The sequence below is a fragment of the Marinobacter guineae genome (assembly GCF_002744735.1).
GTDB lineage: Bacteria > Pseudomonadota > Gammaproteobacteria > Pseudomonadales > Oleiphilaceae > Marinobacter > Marinobacter guineae.
In genome coordinates, this window is sequence record NZ_KZ319341.1 from 322,995 (window position 1) to 341,051 (window position 18,057).

General features: G+C 58.3%; 19 protein-coding genes. 11 read left to right on the top strand and 8 right to left on the bottom strand.

The window, feature by feature from the left end:
- Nucleotides 1-30 precede the first annotated feature (30 nt).
- Nucleotides 31-1,548, top strand: a complete 1,518-nt coding sequence (locus CLH62_RS15810; protein ID WP_099619149.1) for an aldehyde dehydrogenase — start codon at nt 31-33, stop codon at nt 1,546-1,548.
- A 55-nt stretch (nt 1,549-1,603) separates the two neighbouring features.
- Here CLH62_RS15810 and CLH62_RS15815 read toward each other — a convergent pair whose 3' ends face one another.
- Nucleotides 1,604-2,968 (bottom strand): glutamine synthetase family protein, encoded by a 1,365-nt coding sequence (locus CLH62_RS15815; RefSeq protein WP_099619150.1) that lies wholly within the window; start codon nt 2,966-2,968, stop codon nt 1,604-1,606.
- Nucleotides 2,969-3,219: 251 nt separating this feature from the next.
- On the opposite strand from CLH62_RS15815, the gene CLH62_RS15820 reads away from it, so the two are divergent.
- On the top strand, nt 3,220-3,549 hold the full coding sequence (locus tag CLH62_RS15820; protein WP_099619151.1) for a hypothetical protein: 330 nt from the start codon (nt 3,220-3,222) through the stop codon (nt 3,547-3,549).
- A 7-nt stretch (nt 3,550-3,556) separates the two neighbouring features.
- Here CLH62_RS15820 and CLH62_RS15825 read toward each other — a convergent pair whose 3' ends face one another.
- From CLH62_RS15825 to CLH62_RS15835, 3 genes are all read right to left on the bottom strand, one after another.
- The gene (locus tag CLH62_RS15825; RefSeq protein WP_099619152.1) at nt 3,557-4,888 is read right to left on the bottom strand and encodes a sensor domain-containing protein; all 1,332 of its coding nucleotides are present in this window, start codon (nt 4,886-4,888) and stop codon (nt 3,557-3,559) included.
- Nucleotides 4,885-5,121 carry a hypothetical protein gene (locus CLH62_RS15830; RefSeq protein WP_099619496.1) on the bottom strand — a complete coding sequence of 79 codons (237 nt, stop codon included), beginning with the start codon at nt 5,119-5,121 and terminating at the stop codon, nt 4,885-4,887. Before CLH62_RS15830 ends, CLH62_RS15825 begins: the two co-directional genes overlap by 4 nt.
- A gap of 88 nt (nt 5,122-5,209) precedes the next feature.
- Nucleotides 5,210-6,580 carry a fibronectin type III domain-containing protein gene (locus tag CLH62_RS15835; protein WP_099619153.1) on the bottom strand — a complete coding sequence of 457 codons (1,371 nt, stop codon included), beginning with the start codon at nt 6,578-6,580 and terminating at the stop codon, nt 5,210-5,212.
- Nucleotides 6,581-7,120: 540 nt separating this feature from the next.
- Between CLH62_RS15835 and CLH62_RS15840 the strand changes: the two genes are divergently transcribed.
- The 4 genes from CLH62_RS15840 to CLH62_RS15855 are packed head-to-tail and all read left to right on the top strand — an operon-like array spanning nt 7,121 to nt 11,088.
- Nucleotides 7,121-8,227: a polyamine ABC transporter substrate-binding protein gene (locus CLH62_RS15840; RefSeq protein ID WP_099619154.1), complete on the top strand. Its 1,107-nt coding sequence runs from the start codon at nt 7,121-7,123 to the stop codon at nt 8,225-8,227.
- 3 nt (nt 8,228-8,230) lie between these two features.
- Nucleotides 8,231-9,349: a polyamine ABC transporter ATP-binding protein gene (potA, locus tag CLH62_RS15845; RefSeq protein WP_099619155.1), complete on the top strand. Its 1,119-nt coding sequence runs from the start codon at nt 8,231-8,233 to the stop codon at nt 9,347-9,349.
- Nucleotides 9,350-9,353: 4 nt separating this feature from the next.
- A complete protein-coding gene (locus tag CLH62_RS15850; protein WP_099619156.1) occupies nt 9,354-10,283 on the top strand; it encodes an ABC transporter permease subunit in 930 nt (309 codons plus the stop codon).
- Nucleotides 10,276-11,088: an ABC transporter permease subunit gene (locus tag CLH62_RS15855; RefSeq protein WP_099619157.1), complete on the top strand. Its 813-nt coding sequence runs from the start codon at nt 10,276-10,278 to the stop codon at nt 11,086-11,088. Before CLH62_RS15850 ends, CLH62_RS15855 begins: the two co-directional genes overlap by 8 nt.
- A 31-nt stretch (nt 11,089-11,119) precedes the next feature.
- Here CLH62_RS15855 and CLH62_RS15860 read toward each other — a convergent pair whose 3' ends face one another.
- Entirely contained in the window at nt 11,120-11,629 is a 510-nt protein-coding gene (locus tag CLH62_RS15860; protein ID WP_211285805.1) for a cupin domain-containing protein, read from the bottom strand.
- Nucleotides 11,630-11,792: 163 nt separating this feature from the next.
- Here CLH62_RS15860 and CLH62_RS15865 point away from each other — a divergent pair, with 163 nt between their 5' ends.
- From CLH62_RS15865 to CLH62_RS15875, 3 genes are read left to right on the top strand one after another with little or no spacing between them, the layout of a single operon-like run.
- Nucleotides 11,793-12,446 carry an RNA polymerase sigma factor gene (locus CLH62_RS15865; RefSeq protein WP_099619158.1) on the top strand — a complete coding sequence of 218 codons (654 nt, stop codon included), beginning with the start codon at nt 11,793-11,795 and terminating at the stop codon, nt 12,444-12,446.
- A complete protein-coding gene (locus CLH62_RS15870; RefSeq protein WP_099619159.1) occupies nt 12,443-12,673 on the top strand; it encodes a zf-HC2 domain-containing protein in 231 nt (76 codons plus the stop codon). Before CLH62_RS15865 ends, CLH62_RS15870 begins: the two co-directional genes overlap by 4 nt.
- Before the next feature lie 31 nt (nt 12,674-12,704).
- Entirely contained in the window at nt 12,705-13,913 is a 1,209-nt protein-coding gene (locus CLH62_RS15875; protein ID WP_099619160.1) for a MerC family mercury resistance protein, read from the top strand.
- Between the two features lie 24 nt (nt 13,914-13,937).
- Here the strand turns inward: CLH62_RS15875 and CLH62_RS15880 are convergent, their stop codons facing one another.
- The gene (locus CLH62_RS15880) at nt 13,938-14,828 is read right to left on the bottom strand and encodes a LysR family transcriptional regulator (protein WP_099619161.1); all 891 of its coding nucleotides are present in this window, start codon (nt 14,826-14,828) and stop codon (nt 13,938-13,940) included.
- A 104-nt stretch (nt 14,829-14,932) separates the two neighbouring features.
- Between CLH62_RS15880 and CLH62_RS15885 the strand changes: the two genes are divergently transcribed.
- The gene (locus CLH62_RS15885; protein WP_099619162.1) at nt 14,933-15,373 is read left to right on the top strand and encodes a DoxX family protein; all 441 of its coding nucleotides are present in this window, start codon (nt 14,933-14,935) and stop codon (nt 15,371-15,373) included.
- Nucleotides 15,374-15,398: 25 nt separating this feature from the next.
- Complete coding sequence (locus CLH62_RS15890) at nt 15,399-16,172, top strand: DODA-type extradiol aromatic ring-opening family dioxygenase (RefSeq protein WP_099619163.1); 774 nt, start codon at nt 15,399-15,401, stop codon at nt 16,170-16,172.
- A 44-nt stretch (nt 16,173-16,216) separates the two neighbouring features.
- Here CLH62_RS15890 and CLH62_RS15895 read toward each other — a convergent pair whose 3' ends face one another.
- Together CLH62_RS15895 and CLH62_RS15900 are read right to left on the bottom strand one after the other, a co-directional pair.
- Nucleotides 16,217-17,521, bottom strand: coding sequence for a TRAP transporter large permease (locus CLH62_RS15895; RefSeq protein WP_099619164.1), 1,305 nt, complete (start codon nt 17,519-17,521; stop codon nt 16,217-16,219).
- Nucleotides 17,511-18,005, bottom strand: a complete 495-nt coding sequence (locus tag CLH62_RS15900) for a TRAP transporter small permease (RefSeq protein WP_099619165.1) — start codon at nt 18,003-18,005, stop codon at nt 17,511-17,513. Before CLH62_RS15900 ends, CLH62_RS15895 begins: the two co-directional genes overlap by 11 nt.
- Nucleotides 18,006-18,057: the final 52 nt, after the last annotated feature.

An 18,057-nucleotide genomic window follows, 5' to 3' on the forward strand; every position in this document is an offset into this window, starting at 1 on the left:
TTGGCCAATTCCCCTGCCTGCGAGACGGCCATGAATCAATCCACGTATTCCACCACACCCACAGACCAGGCCGGATGGCAGGCGCTGGCAGATCAGCTCACTCTGGAGGGCCGGGCGTACGTAGATGGCGCTTATCAGTGGGCCAGTAACAACGAGACCTTTGCCTGCATCAGCCCGGTGGACGGCCGCGAGCTGGCACAGATCGCCAGTTGCGACCAGGCCGATGCCGAGCTTGCCGTTGCTGCCGCCAGAAAGGCTTTTGAAAGCGGCGCCTGGAGCCACCTTGCACCCACCAAACGTAAAGCCGTATTGCTTCGTTTCGCGGACCTGATCGACGCCCATGGAGACGAACTGGCCCTGCTGGAAACCCTGGACATGGGCAAGCCCATCGGCCACGCCCGGGCAGTCGATGTGCCGGCAACCGTACGCGCGATCCGCTGGACCGCCGAGGCCATCGACAAGGTGTATGGCGAACTGGCCGCCACGCCCCACGACCAGATCGGCATGATTTCCCGGGAACCTATCGGCGTCGTTGCGGCCATCGTGCCCTGGAACTTCCCGATGATCATGGCCTCCTGGAAAATTGCACCGGCCCTGGCCGCCGGAAATTCGGTCATTCTCAAGCCCTCCGAGAAATCTCCGCTCACCGCCATTCGCCTGGCGGCTCTGGCGGAGGAAGCGGGTATTCCCAATGGCGTGTTCAACGTGCTGCCAGGCTATGGCCACACCGTGGGCAAGGCCCTGGCCCTGCACATGGACGTTGATTGTCTGGTATTCACCGGCTCCACCAACGTGGCCAAGCAGCTGATGATCTATGCAGGCCAGTCCAACATGAAACGGGTGTGGCTGGAGGCCGGCGGCAAGAGCCCCAACATCGTCTTTGCGGATGCCCCGGACCTGAAAAAAGCCGCTGCAGAAGCCGCCAGTGCCATTGCCTTCAACCAGGGTGAAGTGTGCACCGCCGGCAGCCGCCTGTTGGTAGAGGAAAGCATCCGCACAGAGTTCCTTGGCCTGATTCGTGAGGCCCTGACAACGTGGCGCCCCGGCCACCCCCTGGACCCGGCAACGACTTGTGGTGCGATTGTCGATCAGGCCCAACTGGACCGCATCATCGAGTATATCGGTATCGGCAAGTCCGAAGGGGCGACCCTGGTGGAGGGCGGTAAGCGAGTGATGGAAGAGACCGGCGGGCTGTTTGTTCAGCCTACGGTATTTGACGGGGTGAATAACCGCATGCGCATTGCCTCAGAGGAAATCTTCGGGCCGGTGCTGTCGGTGATCGGGTTTAATACTGCCGAGGAAGCCATAACCATTGCCAACGATTCCATTTATGGCCTGGCGGCGGCGGTGTGGACGTCCAACATCAACACCGCCCATAAGGTCGCCAAGGCGCTCAAAGCTGGCAGCGTCTGGATCAACCATTACGACGGCGGCGACATGACCGCGCCCTTTGGCGGGTTCAAACAGTCCGGCAATGGCCGTGACAAGTCCCTGCACGCCTTCGACAAGTACACCGAAATCAAGGCCACCTGGCTGGTGATTGAATAGCCCCCAGTGAACAACGGCGCCTTGCGGGCGCCGTTGTTCACTGCGAGTTGACCGTTTATACGGTGTGCAGGTACCACAGGTATTCCAGGTCCGAGATGGTCATCTCGAACTCGTTCAACTCGTGCTCCTTACAGGCCACGAACACATCCAGGAACTGGCTGCCGAGATAGTCCGCCATCACTGTGGACTGGCCCAGCTCCCGCAAGGCATCCCGCAGGTTGTTCACCAGCGTTGCTTCGTGCTGCTCATGGGCGTTTCCGACCGTCACCGGCGGCGGCTCAATCCTGTTGGAGATGCCGTAATGGATGCCTGCCAGCACGGCTGCCATCAAAAGGTAGGAGTTTGCATCGGCGCCGGCTACTCGGTGCTCAATGCGCAGTGCTTCGGGATCCCCACCCGGCAATCGCAGTGACGCGGTGCGGTTGTCCACGCCCCAGGTGGCCGCGCTGGGAACGTAATACTCCGGGCTGAACCGGCGGTAGGAGTTGATGTTGGGGCAGAACAGCGCCATGGCATCGTTCATGGTGGCCACCAGCCCGCCAATCGCCCAACGCAGCATGTCGTTGGGTTGCTCGGCATCGCCGGCGAATACGTTGCGCCCTTCCCCGTCCACCAGGCTCACATGCAGGTGCATGCCGCTTCCCGCCTGATTGTGATAGGGCTTGGCCATGAAGGTGGTGTCCATCTCGTGATCGTAGGCCATGTTCTTGATCAGGCGCTTGAGCAGAGTGGCATGGTCACAGGCGCGCACGGCGTCGTCCACATAATGCAGGTTTACCTCAAACTGGCCAGGGGCGGATTCCGCCACCAGGGCATCCGCCGGCAATTCCTGCTCATGGGCCGCATCCAGTACGTCCGCCAGGAATTCCGCGTACTCATCGAGATCATCAATGGAATAGGCCTGGGTACCCGCCGGGCGCTTGCCCGAAATGGGCGACTTGGGTGGCTGAGGCCTGCCTGCAAGGTTCTCCTGATCAATCAGGTAGAACTCCAGCTCAAAGGCGGCAACCGGTGTCAGCCCCAGTTCCTCGAAGCGTTTGACGATGTTCTGCAGCACCACGCGCGGGTCCGCAAAAAACGGCGTTTCGCGATCCAGTTCAAACATGGTCAGCAAAAGCTGGGCGGTAGGCCGCTTCTGCCAGGGCTCCATGGTGAGGGTGCCGTCAATGGGCAGGCAGATCCGGTCCGCTTCGCCGATATCCAGGCCCAAGCCGGTTTCTTCCACGGTGGTGCCCTGGATGTTCAGGGCAAAAATGGACGCCGGCATTGCAACGCCCCGCTCGAACACTTTCGCCAAGGTCGACGGGTCCACCCGCTTACCACGAACAATGCCATTCATATCCGGAATCAGCAGATCAACGAACTGCAGTTCCGGGTGCGCCTGCAGGAACGCCTCAGCGCTCTCAAAACCAGAACCCATAGGGAAAGCCTTCCACAAACACTGACAGGCCTGTGGCGAGGGGCCGGCACAGGGGGTCTTAACGCTCCTTTATCCGGTTTTTCGGAGTGTTTTGCAAGATAGGCATATACCGTATCAACCGGTGGTGTCCGAATTGGCCAGCGGAGGCTGTGATGTGCTGGGCACAAAAATCTAGAGGATAACTTCCATAGGATGTAAGGTTCATTGCTGCGATTGAGCTCACATTTACTGTCGTTCCAGGGAGTACCCCCATGAAAACAGCCGTCGGCCTATCAGTATTTCTGATGGCGTTCAGCCTCATTAGCGGGGCTCAGGAGATCGATTACAAAAAGCGCAACACTCATATTTTCTGCTCGTCCCACCTGGCAGTGATCAGTGAATCGCTCGACGAAAAAGGAGATGAGTACCAGGCTCTGGCCTTCCTGTCCAAGATGCATCGTGATGAGGGCAGGAAATTGGGTGCCACGCAAAAACACTTTGAAGACGTCGCCGGCTACCTGAAAAAGGTTCGAAGTAACAACAAGCAGAAATGGGACAGACTGTCCTCCCGGAGCAAAAAGGTCTGCCTGCCCAACTCCTGATGCCGCACTAGGTTGTATGCCTTTTGCTCAAATACATGTTGGCGTCGGCCTTGCTCAGTAACTCCCGGGCCGTTAACCCGTCTTCCGGGTACAGCGCGGTGCCGATGCTGCATGAAACGTGAAAGGCCTTGCCTTCAAGATTCATCGGCAATGACATGAGTTCACTGATCTTGGCAACCGCTGTCTCGACGGAGTGGTGGCCATGAACATCGGTCAAAAGCACCGTGAATTCGTCGCCACCCATACGCGCGACAGTATCCGTATCCCGTGTACAGTCCTCCAGCCTGCGGGCCATCTCGATGAGCAATTGATCTCCTGCCTCATGTCCTTCGGTGTCGTTGATCTTTTTGAAATCATTGAGATCAAGGTACAACAATGCCAGACGGCCTTCGTTCCTGCCGGCCGAACGCAGGGCCATTTCCAGGCGGTCGTAGAATAATGAACGGTTGGTCAAACCAGTCAGTCCGTCGTGGTGCGCCATGAACCGAAGACGTTCTTCTGCCCGTTTGCGCTCAAACACTGTCGCAAGCTGGGTGGCCACAAACTGCAGCAACGCCTGATCCGCTTTGCGGTAGCGCGTGCCCGGCGACGGATTTTCAATAACCAGTGCACCAAGTGCAGCGTCCCGGGACATCAGGGGGACACCCAACCAATTGGCACCGTCAGGTTGTGTAAGGTCATTTAGCCCCACTCCGTGACGGACAGGATCACGGGACGCCACCAAAGCCTGCCCTGCGCTGATAACATCGGCAATGGCTGTGCCGGTTTCCATCGGCTTATCGATCCAGCCACTGGACGGTCCAGCGGACCAGTCCGGAACACTGAGCATCCCCCTGCCAGCGTCGTAAAACGCAAGGCACAGGTCAGATTCCGGGAACAGCTCGCGGATCACCTCGCGGACACCATCGCACAGCGTTCGGATAGTGTCTGCTGCATGGGCCGCTTCGGAAATCCGATACAACGCGTTCCGGGTCTGATCTTCCCGTCGAAGGGCGGTAACATTCCGCGCCACGGCAATCCTCAGGCGATCCTGATCGGACCAGCGTGCGGACCAAAGGATATGAACAATGCTGCCATCTTTGTGCAGGTAACGATTCTCGAAATCCGAGTGGGACTGGCCACTCATCACGTTTCTGGCAGCGGCAAGCGTGCGATCCAGGTCATCAGGGTGGATGTAATCCAGAATCCGGGTGTCGGTCATCTCGCTGGCGGAATAACCAAGCAGCTGCTCGCAGGCATCACTGATAAACACAATTTGGCCGAATTCATCGACCACGAACACCGTATCGAGTAACAGATTGATCAGCTTGGGATACAGGGCTTTGAAATCGATAGTCACAAACCGTCCCCCTTTACTCCCAGCCGGTCAAGATAGACGTGAAGCTCCGCTTCACTCATATCCACATACTCCAGCACCCGTCCATAAAGCATGGCGGTCGGCACGTTGCGGCCCTTCAGTTCCCGCTGGGTTTCATGCAGCACATACAGAATGATGCGCTCGGTGCGGGTGAGGCCGTCGCGGGCATCCGGGATGACTTCCAGGAGGGTTTGCAGGGGGTCTGGGTCAGGCATTATGTACTCGGCATGAAGATTGGACCGGTACATAGTAGCAGTCTGGCAGCGGCAGCCCCAGAGGGCGACCGCTGTCTTTCATGCCAACTCAGATTTGCTTGTAAACAACCTCCGACAGCCGGCTGCGGTTGCCATCGGTGTCCAGGGTGCGGATAGCGAAGTACCAGGTACCTTCGGTGAGCTCATCGACCAGCAGTTCGTCGACGGAGGCATCGCCAATGGCGATGCTCTGGTCCAGGGCTTCTGCGCTGGTACCGTAGACCACTTCGAAGCCGGCGATTTCACCCATGGCCAGGCTGGCACCATTCTCGCGGGTCAACGGCGCGGTCCAGCTCAACAGTGCAGTATTCGCCGGAACGGTTTCTTCCGGAACTATTTCATTGGCCGGCGGTTGAATGGTTCCGGTATCGGCTACCGTTTCACCAGTGCTGTTGTCGCCAGTTCCAACCGTTTCTTCGGTGGTACCGGTATTATCGTTCGTGGAGTCCCCGGTTGGATTATTCGTTGTTTCCTCGGTGTCAGCAACACTGGTGTCGCTGCCGGCGTTAACGTCGGCAATGGTCTTGAAGCGCTGTACGTTGCGGTTCTGAACCACCGCCAGTTTCTGGCTGATTATGCTTGAGTCTGTGGTTGCCTGGAGCTCGGAGGCCTGCAGTGCTGCGGCAGAGACAAGGTCCGCGAGTGCTACGTTGGTGCCATCGCCCATCACACTGATCTGGCCCGTGGCACTGACCTGAGAGGTGAGGTCGTTCAGTACATCAGAAATCGAGTTCCACCGGGCGCTGTCGTTTACCAGAGCCAGGAAGGCGGCGTTAGCGATAGCGACCTGAATCGCGTCAGCGGAAACACTGGTCAAGTTGTCAAGCTGGGTCACATCCGGCGGCGTGAGACGGAGCGCCCCGGCCGGGAGCCCAAACCAGTTTTCCACCGTTGTGTAGGCACTTGAGAGCGCATTCGGCGAAAGTCCGTTGGCACCGCGTTCTGCCAAGGTAACGGCCAGGTGTGTCAACGGAGTCAGGTTGACGGTTTCCATACTCAGATCGCCGGCGCCGCGAAGGCTGAAGTTGGTGTCCAGCGCCATTGGCTGACCAAAGGCAACGGGCGCCGAACCGGCTTGATCACACTGGGGAACAACGTCGCAGATCATGCGGGTGCTGCCATCGGCCTGGAGCTCTACCAGGGCCCAGCCTTCCGCCTTGCCCCGAAGCTGCCATTCGTAACTGCCGTCTTTAGCCGTACGCACGGGCTTTGCGGCCTGACGTTGCGGGGCGTAATTGCCGTCTTTATCCGCAATCAGGCGGTTGGCGACGACAAGACCCTGCTGGATAACGCCCTTCATGGCGGCACCGGCAATCTGCACTGTCGGTTCGGTTGCACCCCGGGATTGCGTCGTTGCAGTGCTGTCGTCGGTAGGAATGCCCAGACCGCAGCCAGAAAGCAGAACCACCGCAGGTAACATCAGCAGTCCTTGCCTCGATAACTTTTTGCCGCAATATGACATTTTTCGCACCAATTTATTGACGAGTTCGGACGAATCATACAGCGGCGGTTTTTGGCTATGTGCGGCCTGGTTCCGGATTTATCCGGATGAACTCGTCAGAAATTTGGCGCTTACGGAGTGATACACGTTGTGATTGAACGTAACATCGTAAGGACCTGAATATCCGCAGTTAACGCTCTGTTTTGGCGTGCGTTTATTCAGGCCTGAGGGGCCATTCAACGAAGCGGCCTGCGAGATGCCAGTGGAAGGTGATTACAAATTAAAACAGGGACGACCTGGCCCGGATAAGCACAACCACCCATCCCCGGCACCGAAATTTTTGTAGCGCACCGGAGATTCTCGTGCTAAATATCGCGCGAGTACGGCCGGTTCCCCACCGCCGTTTCCAGGACAAGCCTCAAAGGAGCCGCCCTGCGGCCACCCTCAGCAGACCTGCACAACACTGCGTGCGTCCTGCACGTTTTGTATTAATCCCTTTTGAGTGAGGGACATCATCCAATGTTGAAGTTGTGTAAGCCACAGGCGCTGGCCGCCTCTGTTGCGTTGTCTCTGTGTGCCTCTTCCGCTTTTGCCGCTGAGGAAGTACGTGTCTACAACTGGTCCGATTACATTGCTGAGGACACCCTGGCGAAGTTCACGGAAGAAACCGGCATCAAGGTCATCTACGACGTTTACGACAGTAACGAGATCCTCGAAGCCGCCCTGCTTTCCGGTCGTTCCGGCTACGATCTTGTTGTGCCTTCCAACCACTACGTGGCCAAGCAGATCTCTGCCAAGGCGTTCGTGCCTTTGGATCACAGCAAACTGCCCAACATGGCCAACCTGAACCCGGATCTGATGGACGACCTGGAAAAGGTTGACCCGGGCAGCCAGTTCTCTCTGCCTTACCTGTGGGGCACGAATGGTTATGGCTACAATGAAGGCCGCATCCAGGAAATCCTGGGCGACGACGCCCCCACCGACTCCTGGGCACTTGTGTTTGACCCAGAAGTGACCGGAAAACTGGCTTCGGGTGGTTGTGGTATTGCTATGCTCGATTCCGGCGAGGAGATGGTGCGTGCCGCCATGGCCTACATCGGCCTGGACCCGAACAGCAACAAAGCCGACGACATCAAGCAAGGCGGTGAGGTGATCAAGGCCATTCGTCCGAACATCACCTACTTCCACTCGTCCCGTTACATTGGTGACCTGGCCAACGGTGACCTGTGCGTGGCTGCGGGCTACTCCGGCGACATCCTTCAGGCCGCTGCCCGCGCGGAGGAAGCCGAGAACGGCAACGTCATCCGCTACACCATTCCCAAAGAGGGTGCGGTGCTGTGGTTCGACATGATGACCATCCCGGCCGGCGCACCGAACGTGGAGAACGCCCACAAACTGATGAACTTCCTGATGCGTCCGGAAATCATCGCGGACGTGACAAACTACGTGTGGTACGCCAACCCGAACAAGCCGGCCAACGAGTTTGTTGATCCGGAAATTCTGGGCGATACCAGCATTTACCCCACGGATGAGGTGATGAAAAAGCTGTACATCATGGAAGGCCGGCCTCAGGACGCCCAGCGTCTGATGACCCGCACCTGGACCAACGTGAAGTCTGGTCGTTAAGGGGTGGAAAACGGCAACAGCACCTCCGCGCAAGCGGAGGTGCTACTCAGCATTCGGGGCATCTCCAAGAGCTTTGAAGGCACGCTGGCGGTGGACAATGTGAACCTGAACATCCACAAGGGCGAGATTTTCGCCCTGCTGGGTGGTTCCGGTTCCGGCAAGTCCACCTTGCTGCGTATGCTGGCAGGTTTCGAGACGCCCAACGCCGGAAAAGTCGTACTGGATGGCCAGGACATTACCGCCCTGCCTCCTTACCTGCGCCCGACCAATATGATGTTCCAGTCTTACGCCCTGTTCCCTCATATGACGGTGGAGCAGAACATTGCCATGGGTCTGAAACAGGACAAGCTGCCCAAGACCGAGATCCGCGACCGGGTCGCGGCCATGCTGAAGCTGGTCAAGATGGAACCCTATGCCCGGCGCAAGCCCCAGCAACTTTCTGGTGGTCAGCAGCAACGCGTTGCCCTGGCCCGCTCACTGGCCAAACGTCCCAAACTGCTGTTACTGGACGAGCCCATGGGTGCTCTGGACAAGAAACTGCGCACGGAAATGCAGCTGGAACTGGTGGAGATTCTGGAAAACGTGGGCGCCACCTGTCTGATGGTCACTCACGACCAGGAAGAGGCCATGACCATGGCCAGTCGAATCGCCATCATGGCACAGGGCCGAATTGCCCAGATCGGCTCCCCGATCGATATCTACGAAAGCCCGAACAGCCGCATGACAGCGGAATTCATTGGCTCGGTGAATATCTTCGAGGCTCACATTCGGGAAGACGAGACGGACAGCGTTACGCTTACCAGCGATCTGCTGGACGCGCCGGTGTTCATCGACCGCGGGGTAACAACCCCGGCCGAATCCACCGAAACCCTGATCGCCCTGCGTCCGGAGAAGATCTACCTCACCGCCGACAAGCCTGAGGGCGAGCACAACTGGAGCTGCGGTACGGTGGACAATATTGCCTACCTGGGTGACATCACGTCCTACTACGTGAAACTAGCCAGCGGCAAACGCGTGCAGGCGACCATGGCGAACGTGGAACGCCGTGGTGAGCGGCCAACCTGGGGAGACAGGGTATTCGTATCCTGGGAAGCCTCCAGCCCCATCCTGCTCTGGAACTGAAGCCATGAAACGGAGACTGTTTCCTGCCCCTCTGACCGAGCGGGTGCGCGCGCTGCTGTTCCATCGCCGGGTGGTGCTTGGTATCCCGTTCCTGTGGCTTCTGCTGTTCTTCCTCCTGCCCTTTGCGCTGGTGCTGAAGATCAGCCTGACCTCAGCGGTGATGGCCATTCCCCCGTACGAGCCGGTATTCCGCTGGGTGGACAATACGCTGTCGGTGGTAGTGAATGTCGGGAACTACCTGTTCCTGCTGTCAGACAGTCTGTATATCGCTGCCTACTGGGGCTCGGTAAAAACCGCTTTCATGGCGACCGTGGTATGTCTGCTGATCGGATATCCGATGGCCTATGCCATGGCAAGGGCGCCCAGGCACTGGCAACTGGTATTGCTTCTGATGGTCATGCTGCCCTCCTGGACCTCGTTCCTGATCCGTGTCTATGCCTGGATGGGCATCCTCGGAAACCAGGGGCTGTTGAATACCTTCCTGATGTGGCTGGGCTTGATTGATGCCCCTCTGAAGATGCTGAACACCAACTTTGCGGTAGTGCTGGGCATTGTCTACGCCTACCTGCCGTTCATGGTGCTGCCCATCTACACCAATCTTGTGAAGCTGGATGAGCGCCTGCTGGAAGCTGCATCCGACCTCGGTTGCCGCAGCATCACCACCTTCTGGGCGATCACCCTGCCGCTGTCAAAAGCTGGCATTCTGGCAGGTTCCATGCTGGTCTTTATTCCGGCAGTGGGCGAGTTCGTGATTCCGGAGCTGCTGGGCGGTCCGGATACCCTGATGATCGGCAAGGTGTTGTGGGAGGAGTTCTTCAACAACCGCGACTGGCCGGTGGCCTCAGCGCTGGCCATTGTCATGCTTGCACTGCTGCTGGTACCCATCGTGCTTTTCCATAGGTTCCAGGCCCGGGAGATGGAAAAGCATGGTTAGGTTAAAAACCCCCGGTTTCTCGAAAACCATGCTGGTGCTGGGCATGCTGTTCCTGTATTTGCCGATGGTGGTACTGATCGTTTACTCGTTCAACGCTTCGCGACTGGTGTCGGTGTGGGCTGGCTTCTCAACCAAGTGGTACGGGGCACTGTTCGCCAATGAACAGATTCTGTCTGCCGTGTGGATGAGCCTGCGTATCGCCTTTTACTCCGCCAGCATGGCGGTGTGTCTGGGCACCCTGTGCGCGTTTGTCATCACCCGGTTCAAGAAGATGCGGGGCCGCACTTTGTTGTCCAGCATGATCACGGCACCACTTGTGATGCCGGAGGTGATCACCGGGCTGTCGCTGTTGCTGCTCTTTGTGCAGATGGCACAGACCATCGGCTGGCCAACGGACCGTGGTATGGCGACGATCTGGATTGCCCACACCACCTTCTGCAGTGCCTATGTGGCGGTAGTCGTATCGGCTCGGCTACAGGAGGTGGACCGTTCCATCGAGGAGGCCGCCATGGACCTTGGCTGCACGCCTCTGAAAACGTTCTTCGTAATCACCCTTCCGGTGATTGCCCCTGCCCTGGTTTCCGGCTGGTTGCTGGCCTTTACCCTGTCCCTCGATGACCTAGTGATTGCCAGCTTCGTATCTGGTCCGGGCGCCACCACCCTGCCCATGGTGGTGTTCTCATCCGTACGAATGGGGGTATCGCCAGAGATCAATGCGCTGGCTACGCTGATCATTCTCTCCGTCTCGCTGATTGCGTTTATTGCCTGGTATCTGATGCGTCGGGCGGAGCGGAAAAGGCAGTAGCCCGACTGAAAATCAGGCCACCGCCAATTGCTCAGTTGCGGGGATCGTCTTCCGGATTAAGGTACTCAATCCCCCAGGGTCCGTTGCCATGCAGCTGAATAACCGCGCCCTCATCCCCTGTATAGCCAAACATCGGCTCGCCGGGCGCCATGATCGCCAGGCTGCCGGTGGGCAGAGCCCTGGCCTCATCGCGCTGGAACTCCTTGCCATGGGCGAAATGAAAGGTGCCTGAGAGAACGGTTACCCGCTCGTAGGCCGGGTGAATATGCGGAGCCACTTCATAATCCGCTGGCAGACGAAGGCGGATGGTGAACGGGTCGCCACTGCTGAGATCCCCCTCCAGAATCGAAATCTCGGCACCCTCCGCCATTGAGCCCACGGGTTTCCAGGAAAGCTCCGAAGGCTCCACCATGACTTGTCCGTCGCCCTCGTAGGGGGTCTTTGCCAGGGCGTCTGAAGCACCCCCTGCCAGCCCTGCTGCCAGAAGAACCGCGGTCACAAAACTGCTCTGGATACACTGTGTTTCTGAGAACTTGTCCATTGCCTTTTCCCCTCTTATCGATGGCCAGGATGTACCACCAAGCCGGGCCTCTGACCGGCTTGGTCGCAAGGACGCAGCGACCCGCAGATTTGTTCCCGGCAATGTTTCGGGAACATTATTGTGCTTTGGCGCGTCCCTGTATCAATGCCATGGAGGTGACACCATGACGCCTGTGGAATCGAAACAACCCGGCCAGGCATCAGCGGCGAATGAGTCCCAGCGTGTATTCAGGGAACATGTGGAGCTTCTTATGGACCGCCTCTACGGTACCGCTTTGCGTCTGACCCGGAACCCGGATGAGGCGGAAGACGTTGTCGGGGAGGCTGTTGCCAGCGCCTGGCAACGACTGGACCAACTCAACGATCTGTCCCACCTGGATGGCTGGCTGTTCAGGATTCTGCATAACACGTTCATAAGCCTCCGGCGCCGTCGCTATTGCCGGGAAGACAAAGAGGTGTCCTTTGACCAGGAAATGGAAGATGACGACACACGGTTTTCGTTGTTCGAGCACCTTCATCAGCCGTTTCTGCTCTGGGTGGGCCGACCTGAAAAAGAATTTATCAACCGTCTTCTTGAAGCAGACCTGAGAAAAGCCGTTGATCACCTGCCCGACCCGTTTCGGATTGTCGTGGTGATGGTTGAAATTCAGGGTTACACCTACGAAGAGGTTGCAGCCATTCTTGATCTTCCGCTGGGCACGGTCAGATCACGACTTAATCGGGCCCGCAGCCTTCTGCAAAAGTCTCTCTGGCAGCAGGGGCGCGACGCAGGCCTGATCGGAACGAATACCGGGTTTAGGGTCGGAGATAGACGATGAACACACCGGAGTTGTCCTGCGAAGAAGTCATTGAACGGCTGTTCGAGTTCCTGGACAGGGAACTGGACGACGTCAGCCAGGAGGAGATCGATCGGCATTTGAAGCGGTGCTACGATTGTTTCAGCAGGGCGGAGTTTGAACGTCGATTAAGGGAGCGGATTGCGGCAACTGGTAGCCAGAAGGCACCGGAGCGCCTGAAGAAGCGGATCAGGGAACTGACCGAATAATGCCGCCACTCCGATCCGCAGGAATCTGATTATGGTTGCGATTCTCGGCTATTCAAAAGAACAGATCCGGGAAGCGGTGCAGGAGATGTATACCAGTGTCGCGAGGGCACCGGAATCTCCTTTCCACTTTCCGGTTGGTGCAGGAGCATGCCTTAAACTTGGTTATCCCGGGGACCAGATTAAGGAACTTCCTGAGGATACCCTCGCCTCATTCGCAGGAGTCGGCTGGCCGTTCCGGGGCCAGGCCCTCCGGCCGGGCGACATCACATTGGATCTGGGCGCCGGCGCCGGCAACGACAGCCTCATTGCGAGCCGAATTGTAGGGCCCAACGGGCACGTCATCGCGCTGGACGTTACCGCCGCCATGAGCCAGAAGCTGCAACACGTCGTTTCCAACGCCCCAGGCATCAGCGTGATCCAGGCCACGGCCGAGTCGATACCCATAGCCAGCAAGACCCTGGACAGTATTACCAGCAATGGGGCGATCAATCTCGTTCCTTCAAAGCGTCAGGCAATCGGCGAAATGTTTCGGGTACTCAGGCCCGGAGGCAGACTACAGCTGGCAGATGTAGTTATTCGCCGTCCGGTCAGCGTAGATTGCGAGAGCGACCCGCGACTATGGGTAGAATGCGTGGTGGGCGCCACCGTTGAAGAGGACCTCCTGGCCATGCTCGGTGATGCGGGCTTTGACGATGTTCGGGTTCTGAAACGCCATGACTATTTTTCACTGAGCCCCAGTTCGCAGACCCGTGAAATTGCCAGAAGCTTTGGCGCTCACTCGGTTGAGGTTTCCGCCCGACGTGGCCCAAGGAACCCGGGAAAAGTCCAAAAATTTCTCCGACGCAGCAACCCGATGCGTTGGATCCGCCACCTCCACCGCCGTGGTTTTTCGGGTGTGGCCGCACTCGGTCTGGCAATCATTAGTTGCTATGGCGTGCTTGCCATCACCGGTCTGCTGGCCCTTGCCGGTGTGCGGCTGACACTTTCACCGGATCTCTGGGCTCTGGCAATTGCCGTCACCACGTTGCTGGCCGGAGGTATGGTTGCTGCGGGCTTTCTTCAGCACCGATATCCGGTGCCGGTGCTCCTTGCTGCCGTGGGCGTGGCAACCGTGCAGTACGCGCTGTTCATTGAATACCACATACTAACTGAGATGCTCGGCTTTGCGCTTCTCGGCGCCGGCGCTGTACTTGATCTGCTCCGACGACGCACGAGCGAAGCGCGCACACTCGGGCTTTGAAAAAAGCTATAGAAACCCGCCCCATCACAAGGATTCGGGAAAGGCCGACACCAGAAAATCCACCATTGCCCGAACTTTGGGTGTAACGAACTTCCGTGAAGGGTACAACGCATATACGCCCAGCTCGGTGGAGCGATACCCCGGCATCACTTCCACCAGCCGGCCAGCTTCCAACTCTTTGTTTACCAGAAAGCCGGGCTGCAGTACCACGCCCTGGCCGGCCACCGCAGCCCCACAGCAGGTTTCGCCATTATTGGCGTACATCCAGGGCCGCACACGGACACTGGCCGGGCCATCTGGTCCTTCGAAAGGCCAGTCATTGCCCGTGGTGAAATTGCTGTAGCCAATGATTCTGTGACTGGCCAGATCCACCGGGCAGGCCGGAGCACCGTGAATCGCCAGGTAATCAGGTGAGGCGCAGGCCATCAGCCGGGTTGAGGTTATCCGTCGGCTGACCAGCGTTGAGCTTTGCAGGGTGGCAATGCGGATGGCCAGATCAAAGCCTTCCTCGACGATATCCACCAGTCGGTCTGAAAGGTCGATAGACAGCTCCACATCCGGATAGCGGGCGTGAAACTCCCCCCACAAAGGCGCCAGGTGGCTGATCCCGAAACTGACTGGCGCATTTACCCTCAACGTGCCCCGGGCCACGTCATTGCGGGACGTAATTTCCGCTTCGGCCTCCTCAACGCCCGCGAGTAACTCCCGGCATCGAACATAGAACACCTCCCCTTCCCCCGTGAGAGACAGGCGGCGGGTTGTTCGTTGCAGAAGCCGAACCGCCAGACGGGTTTCCAGTTCGCTGACATAGCGCGAGACGGCAGCCTTGGACATACCCAGACTCTCTGAAGCGCCCACGAAGCTCCCCGCCTCAACCACGGTGCAGAACGTCTGCATCTCCAGCAATCGATCCATTATTTCATTTTCCGGAATAATTAATTCATAAACACAAGGTTTATCCCGTTTATTGATATTTGTAAAGTGCCCACACGCTCAAAACACATCCACGGAGATTCATCATGAACAACGCATTCCTGAACAAACTGACCGCCACTGACACGGGCTGGGGCGCACTGGCCCTTCGTATTCCCGTTGGAATCATTTTCGCCGCCCACGGCGCACAGAAACTGTTTGGCTGGTTCGGAGGCTACGGACTGGAAGGTACCGGGCAATGGATGGATTCCATCGGCCTGAGCCCCGGCTACCTGATGGCGCTTTTGGCCGGCAGTGCGGAATTCTTTGGTGGCCTGGCCCTGATCATCGGCCTGCTGGTTCGCCCGGCCAGCGCGGTACTGGCGTTTGCCATGCTGATCGCCATATTCAGCGTTCATATCGGCAACGGCCTGTTCATGAGTAACAATGGTTACGAGTTTGGCCTGGCCTTGCTGGGCGTATCCGTCTCCCTGGTATTCAGCGGAGCAGGTCGGGCGTCCATTGACCGCGCCATTGCAGCCCGATAACAACAGCTATCCGGAGGTATCGATCATGAGTCTGTTTGTCTCCCACGGCGCTCCCACCTTCGCACTGGAGCCGGGGCTCGCTGGCCCGGCCCTGACCGAGCTGGGCAAACGCCTGACCAGGCCCGAAGCCGTGCTGGTGGTTTCACCCCACTGGATGACCAGCGAGATCCGGGTGGGTGTCTCCGAAGCCCCGGAGACCATTCATGATTTCCGGGGTTTTCCGCCCGAACTTTATGACCTCGACTACCCGGTCTCCGGTCATCCACGACTGGCGCGAACCGCCCTGGCATTGCTGGAGGAGTCGGGCTGGAACGCCAGAGCTGACGAAAGCCGGGGGCTGGATCACGGGGCCTGGGTTCCCCTGATGCATCTGTTCCCCGATCAATCGGTTCCGGTATTCCAGGTTTCGATGCCAACGGATCTTGATCCTGAGTCAGCCTGGCGACTGGGTCAGATACTGCAGCCGCTCGAATATGAGGGTGTGCTCATCGTCGGATCTGGCAGCCTGACCCATAACCTGTACGAAGTTCGTTGGGGCGACCAGAACGCATCAGTGTACGCGCGGGAATTTACTGACTGGGTCCGTACAAAGGTACATGCCGGCGACCACCAGCATCTGATAGCAACGTTGGAGCAAGCCCCACATGCCCAAAGGGCGCATCCCACCTCCGAGCATTTCCTGCCTCTGTTAGTGGCTGCCGGTGCTGCCGGAGATCAGCGACCCGGCGTCCTGATTGATGGCGGCATCGAACACGGTGTTCTGGCCATGGACGCCTTTGTTTTTCATTACCCGGCCTAAACCGGCAAGGAACTACACTGCAGGCAAAGGCCGTTGCGTAGCCCTTACCACTCCCCGACAACAAATCCCATTTGCTCTGGCAACCACAGGGCAATAGCGGGAAACAGCATTACCAGGAGCAGACTCACGGCCATGGCGGCAATAAATATTGCGGCCCAGCCGAGCGTATGCTCCAGCCTTATATTGGCTATACGGGTCGTCACCATAAGGTTGACCGCCACCGGCGGCGTAAACTGGCCGATGGCGATGTTCATGGCCAGCAGGATACCAAACCAGACCGGGTTCCAGCCGAAGTGGTCCATCAATGGGATGATAATGGGTGTCAGAATCAGGTAGATCGATATCGCATCCAGTAACATGCCGGCGATCAGTACCAGCACCATGACCAGGCCCAGCAAAACCCAGCTGTTCTCAGACAGAGAGAGCAAGGCATTGGCCAGGTGCTGGAAGGTGCCCAGAGTGGTACCGGCCCAGGCAAAGATTCCCGCCAGGGCAATGATAAACATCACTACGCCGGAGGTGACTGCCGCGTCTGTTACCAGGGTGTACAAGTCTTTCAGGCTGAGATTGCGATAGACCAGGCAACCGACAATGACACCGTAGGCAACCGCGACCACCGCAGCCTCCGTAGGCGTGAACAGTCCGGAGCGCAGGCCGCCAAGGATGATCACCGGTGCAAACAGGGCCGGAAGCGCGGCCCTGAAACTTGGCCAGAACTCGGGCCGCTCGACGTCTGTCGGATCCTCCCAGCTATATTTGCGGGCCAGGTACAGTGCCGGTACCAGCAGCGAAAGCCCGGCAAGGATGCCGGGAAAAACTCCCGCCGCAAACAGCGCCCGCAGATCAACACCCGGCACCACGATGGAATACAGAATCAGGGCAATCGATGGAGGAATCAGGATCGCAGTGGATGAAGACGCGGCAATCAGGCTTGCCGAGAATGGCGGCGGGTAGCCCGCCTTGCGCATACTTGGCAGCATCACCATGGCCACTGCCGCCGCATCTGCCGGCCCGGAGCCGCTCATGCCACCCATGATCAGGCACACCAGCACAGCCACGACCGTAAGACCCCCGTGTCGCGGGCCGATGATAGACTGGGCAAAACGTACCAGGCTGGCGGCCACACCGGCCCGCTCGAAAATCAGTCCGGTAAGAATGAACAGAGGAATGGCAATCAGTGGGTATTTGGCTACGCTGTTGTAGGTGTTGGTTCCCAGAGTAGCCAGCATCACCGTTGGCAGGCCCGCAACGATCCCGACCACACCACCCAACCCGAGTGCGATAGCCACCGGCACACCTAGCAGCAGCGCGATAAAAAAGCTGCCGACCATCAGCAGGTCAGGACTCATGGATGACCTCCGGATCTTCCCTGCCCCTGAGCCTGTCCACCAGATTCTGTGTCATCCGGATCAGAATCGCGGCCGACAAGACCGGCAGCCAGACCACATATATCCAGTTAGGCAACCCCAACCCGGGGGAGAGCGATTGCCACTGGTACTCCTCAAGTGCGAACTTGCCGCCATACCAGGTGGTCAGTCCGAGCACCACAACACCCGCGAGCCACTGCAGTACGAACACTGCCTTCTTAAGCCGGGGCGGAAGATAGTGTTCAACCAGTTCGATCCGGATCTGCTGATTATGACGTGCCGCCACAGAGGCCCCTGCAAAGGTCAGGATAACCAGCAGGAACACGGAGAATTCCTCGGTAAACGCAAACGAGGCATCGGTCGCGTAGCGCACAATAACGTTGCCCAGGCTGATAATACAGATGATGATCAGCGCCAGCGACGCCAGCAAGGCATCCAGTCGGAACTTGGGGGGGCGGGCGGACATGGTGACTCCGTATCAAACAACGACGCCCGCCAGTATAGGCGGGCGCAGGGCC

What these genes read in the sequence shown, in the direction of transcription:
- CLH62_RS15840 (WP_099619154.1), top strand. Translation starts at nt 7,121, where the DNA reads ATGTTGAAGTTGTGTAAGCCACAGGCGCTGGCCGCCTCTGTTGCGTTG.
- CLH62_RS15885 (WP_099619162.1), top strand. Translation starts at nt 14,933, where the DNA reads ATGAACAACGCATTCCTGAACAAACTGACCGCCACTGACACGGGCTGG.
- CLH62_RS15900 (WP_099619165.1), bottom strand. Translation starts at nt 18,005, where the DNA reads ATGTCCGCCCGCCCCCCCAAGTTCCGACTGGATGCCTTGCTGGCGTCG.
- CLH62_RS15835 (WP_099619153.1), bottom strand. Translation starts at nt 6,580, where the DNA reads ATGTTACCTGCGGTGGTTCTGCTTTCTGGCTGCGGTCTGGGCATTCCT.
- CLH62_RS15880 (WP_099619161.1), bottom strand. Translation starts at nt 14,828, where the DNA reads ATGGATCGATTGCTGGAGATGCAGACGTTCTGCACCGTGGTTGAGGCG.
- CLH62_RS15875 (WP_099619160.1), top strand. Translation starts at nt 12,705, where the DNA reads ATGGTTGCGATTCTCGGCTATTCAAAAGAACAGATCCGGGAAGCGGTG.
- CLH62_RS15820 (WP_099619151.1), top strand. Translation starts at nt 3,220, where the DNA reads ATGAAAACAGCCGTCGGCCTATCAGTATTTCTGATGGCGTTCAGCCTC.
- CLH62_RS15865 (WP_099619158.1), top strand. Translation starts at nt 11,793, where the DNA reads ATGACGCCTGTGGAATCGAAACAACCCGGCCAGGCATCAGCGGCGAAT.
- CLH62_RS15860 (WP_211285805.1), bottom strand. Translation starts at nt 11,629, where the DNA reads ATGGACAAGTTCTCAGAAACACAGTGTATCCAGAGCAGTTTTGTGACC.
- CLH62_RS15815 (WP_099619150.1), bottom strand. Translation starts at nt 2,968, where the DNA reads ATGGGTTCTGGTTTTGAGAGCGCTGAGGCGTTCCTGCAGGCGCACCCG.
- CLH62_RS15895 (WP_099619164.1), bottom strand. Translation starts at nt 17,521, where the DNA reads ATGAGTCCTGACCTGCTGATGGTCGGCAGCTTTTTTATCGCGCTGCTG.
- CLH62_RS15810 (WP_099619149.1), top strand. Translation starts at nt 31, where the DNA reads ATGAATCAATCCACGTATTCCACCACACCCACAGACCAGGCCGGATGG.
- CLH62_RS15855 (WP_099619157.1), top strand. Translation starts at nt 10,276, where the DNA reads ATGGTTAGGTTAAAAACCCCCGGTTTCTCGAAAACCATGCTGGTGCTG.
- CLH62_RS15890 (WP_099619163.1), top strand. Translation starts at nt 15,399, where the DNA reads ATGAGTCTGTTTGTCTCCCACGGCGCTCCCACCTTCGCACTGGAGCCG.
- CLH62_RS15850 (WP_099619156.1), top strand. Translation starts at nt 9,354, where the DNA reads ATGAAACGGAGACTGTTTCCTGCCCCTCTGACCGAGCGGGTGCGCGCG.
- CLH62_RS15830 (WP_099619496.1), bottom strand. Translation starts at nt 5,121, where the DNA reads ATGCCTGACCCAGACCCCCTGCAAACCCTCCTGGAAGTCATCCCGGAT.
- CLH62_RS15870 (WP_099619159.1), top strand. Translation starts at nt 12,443, where the DNA reads ATGAACACACCGGAGTTGTCCTGCGAAGAAGTCATTGAACGGCTGTTC.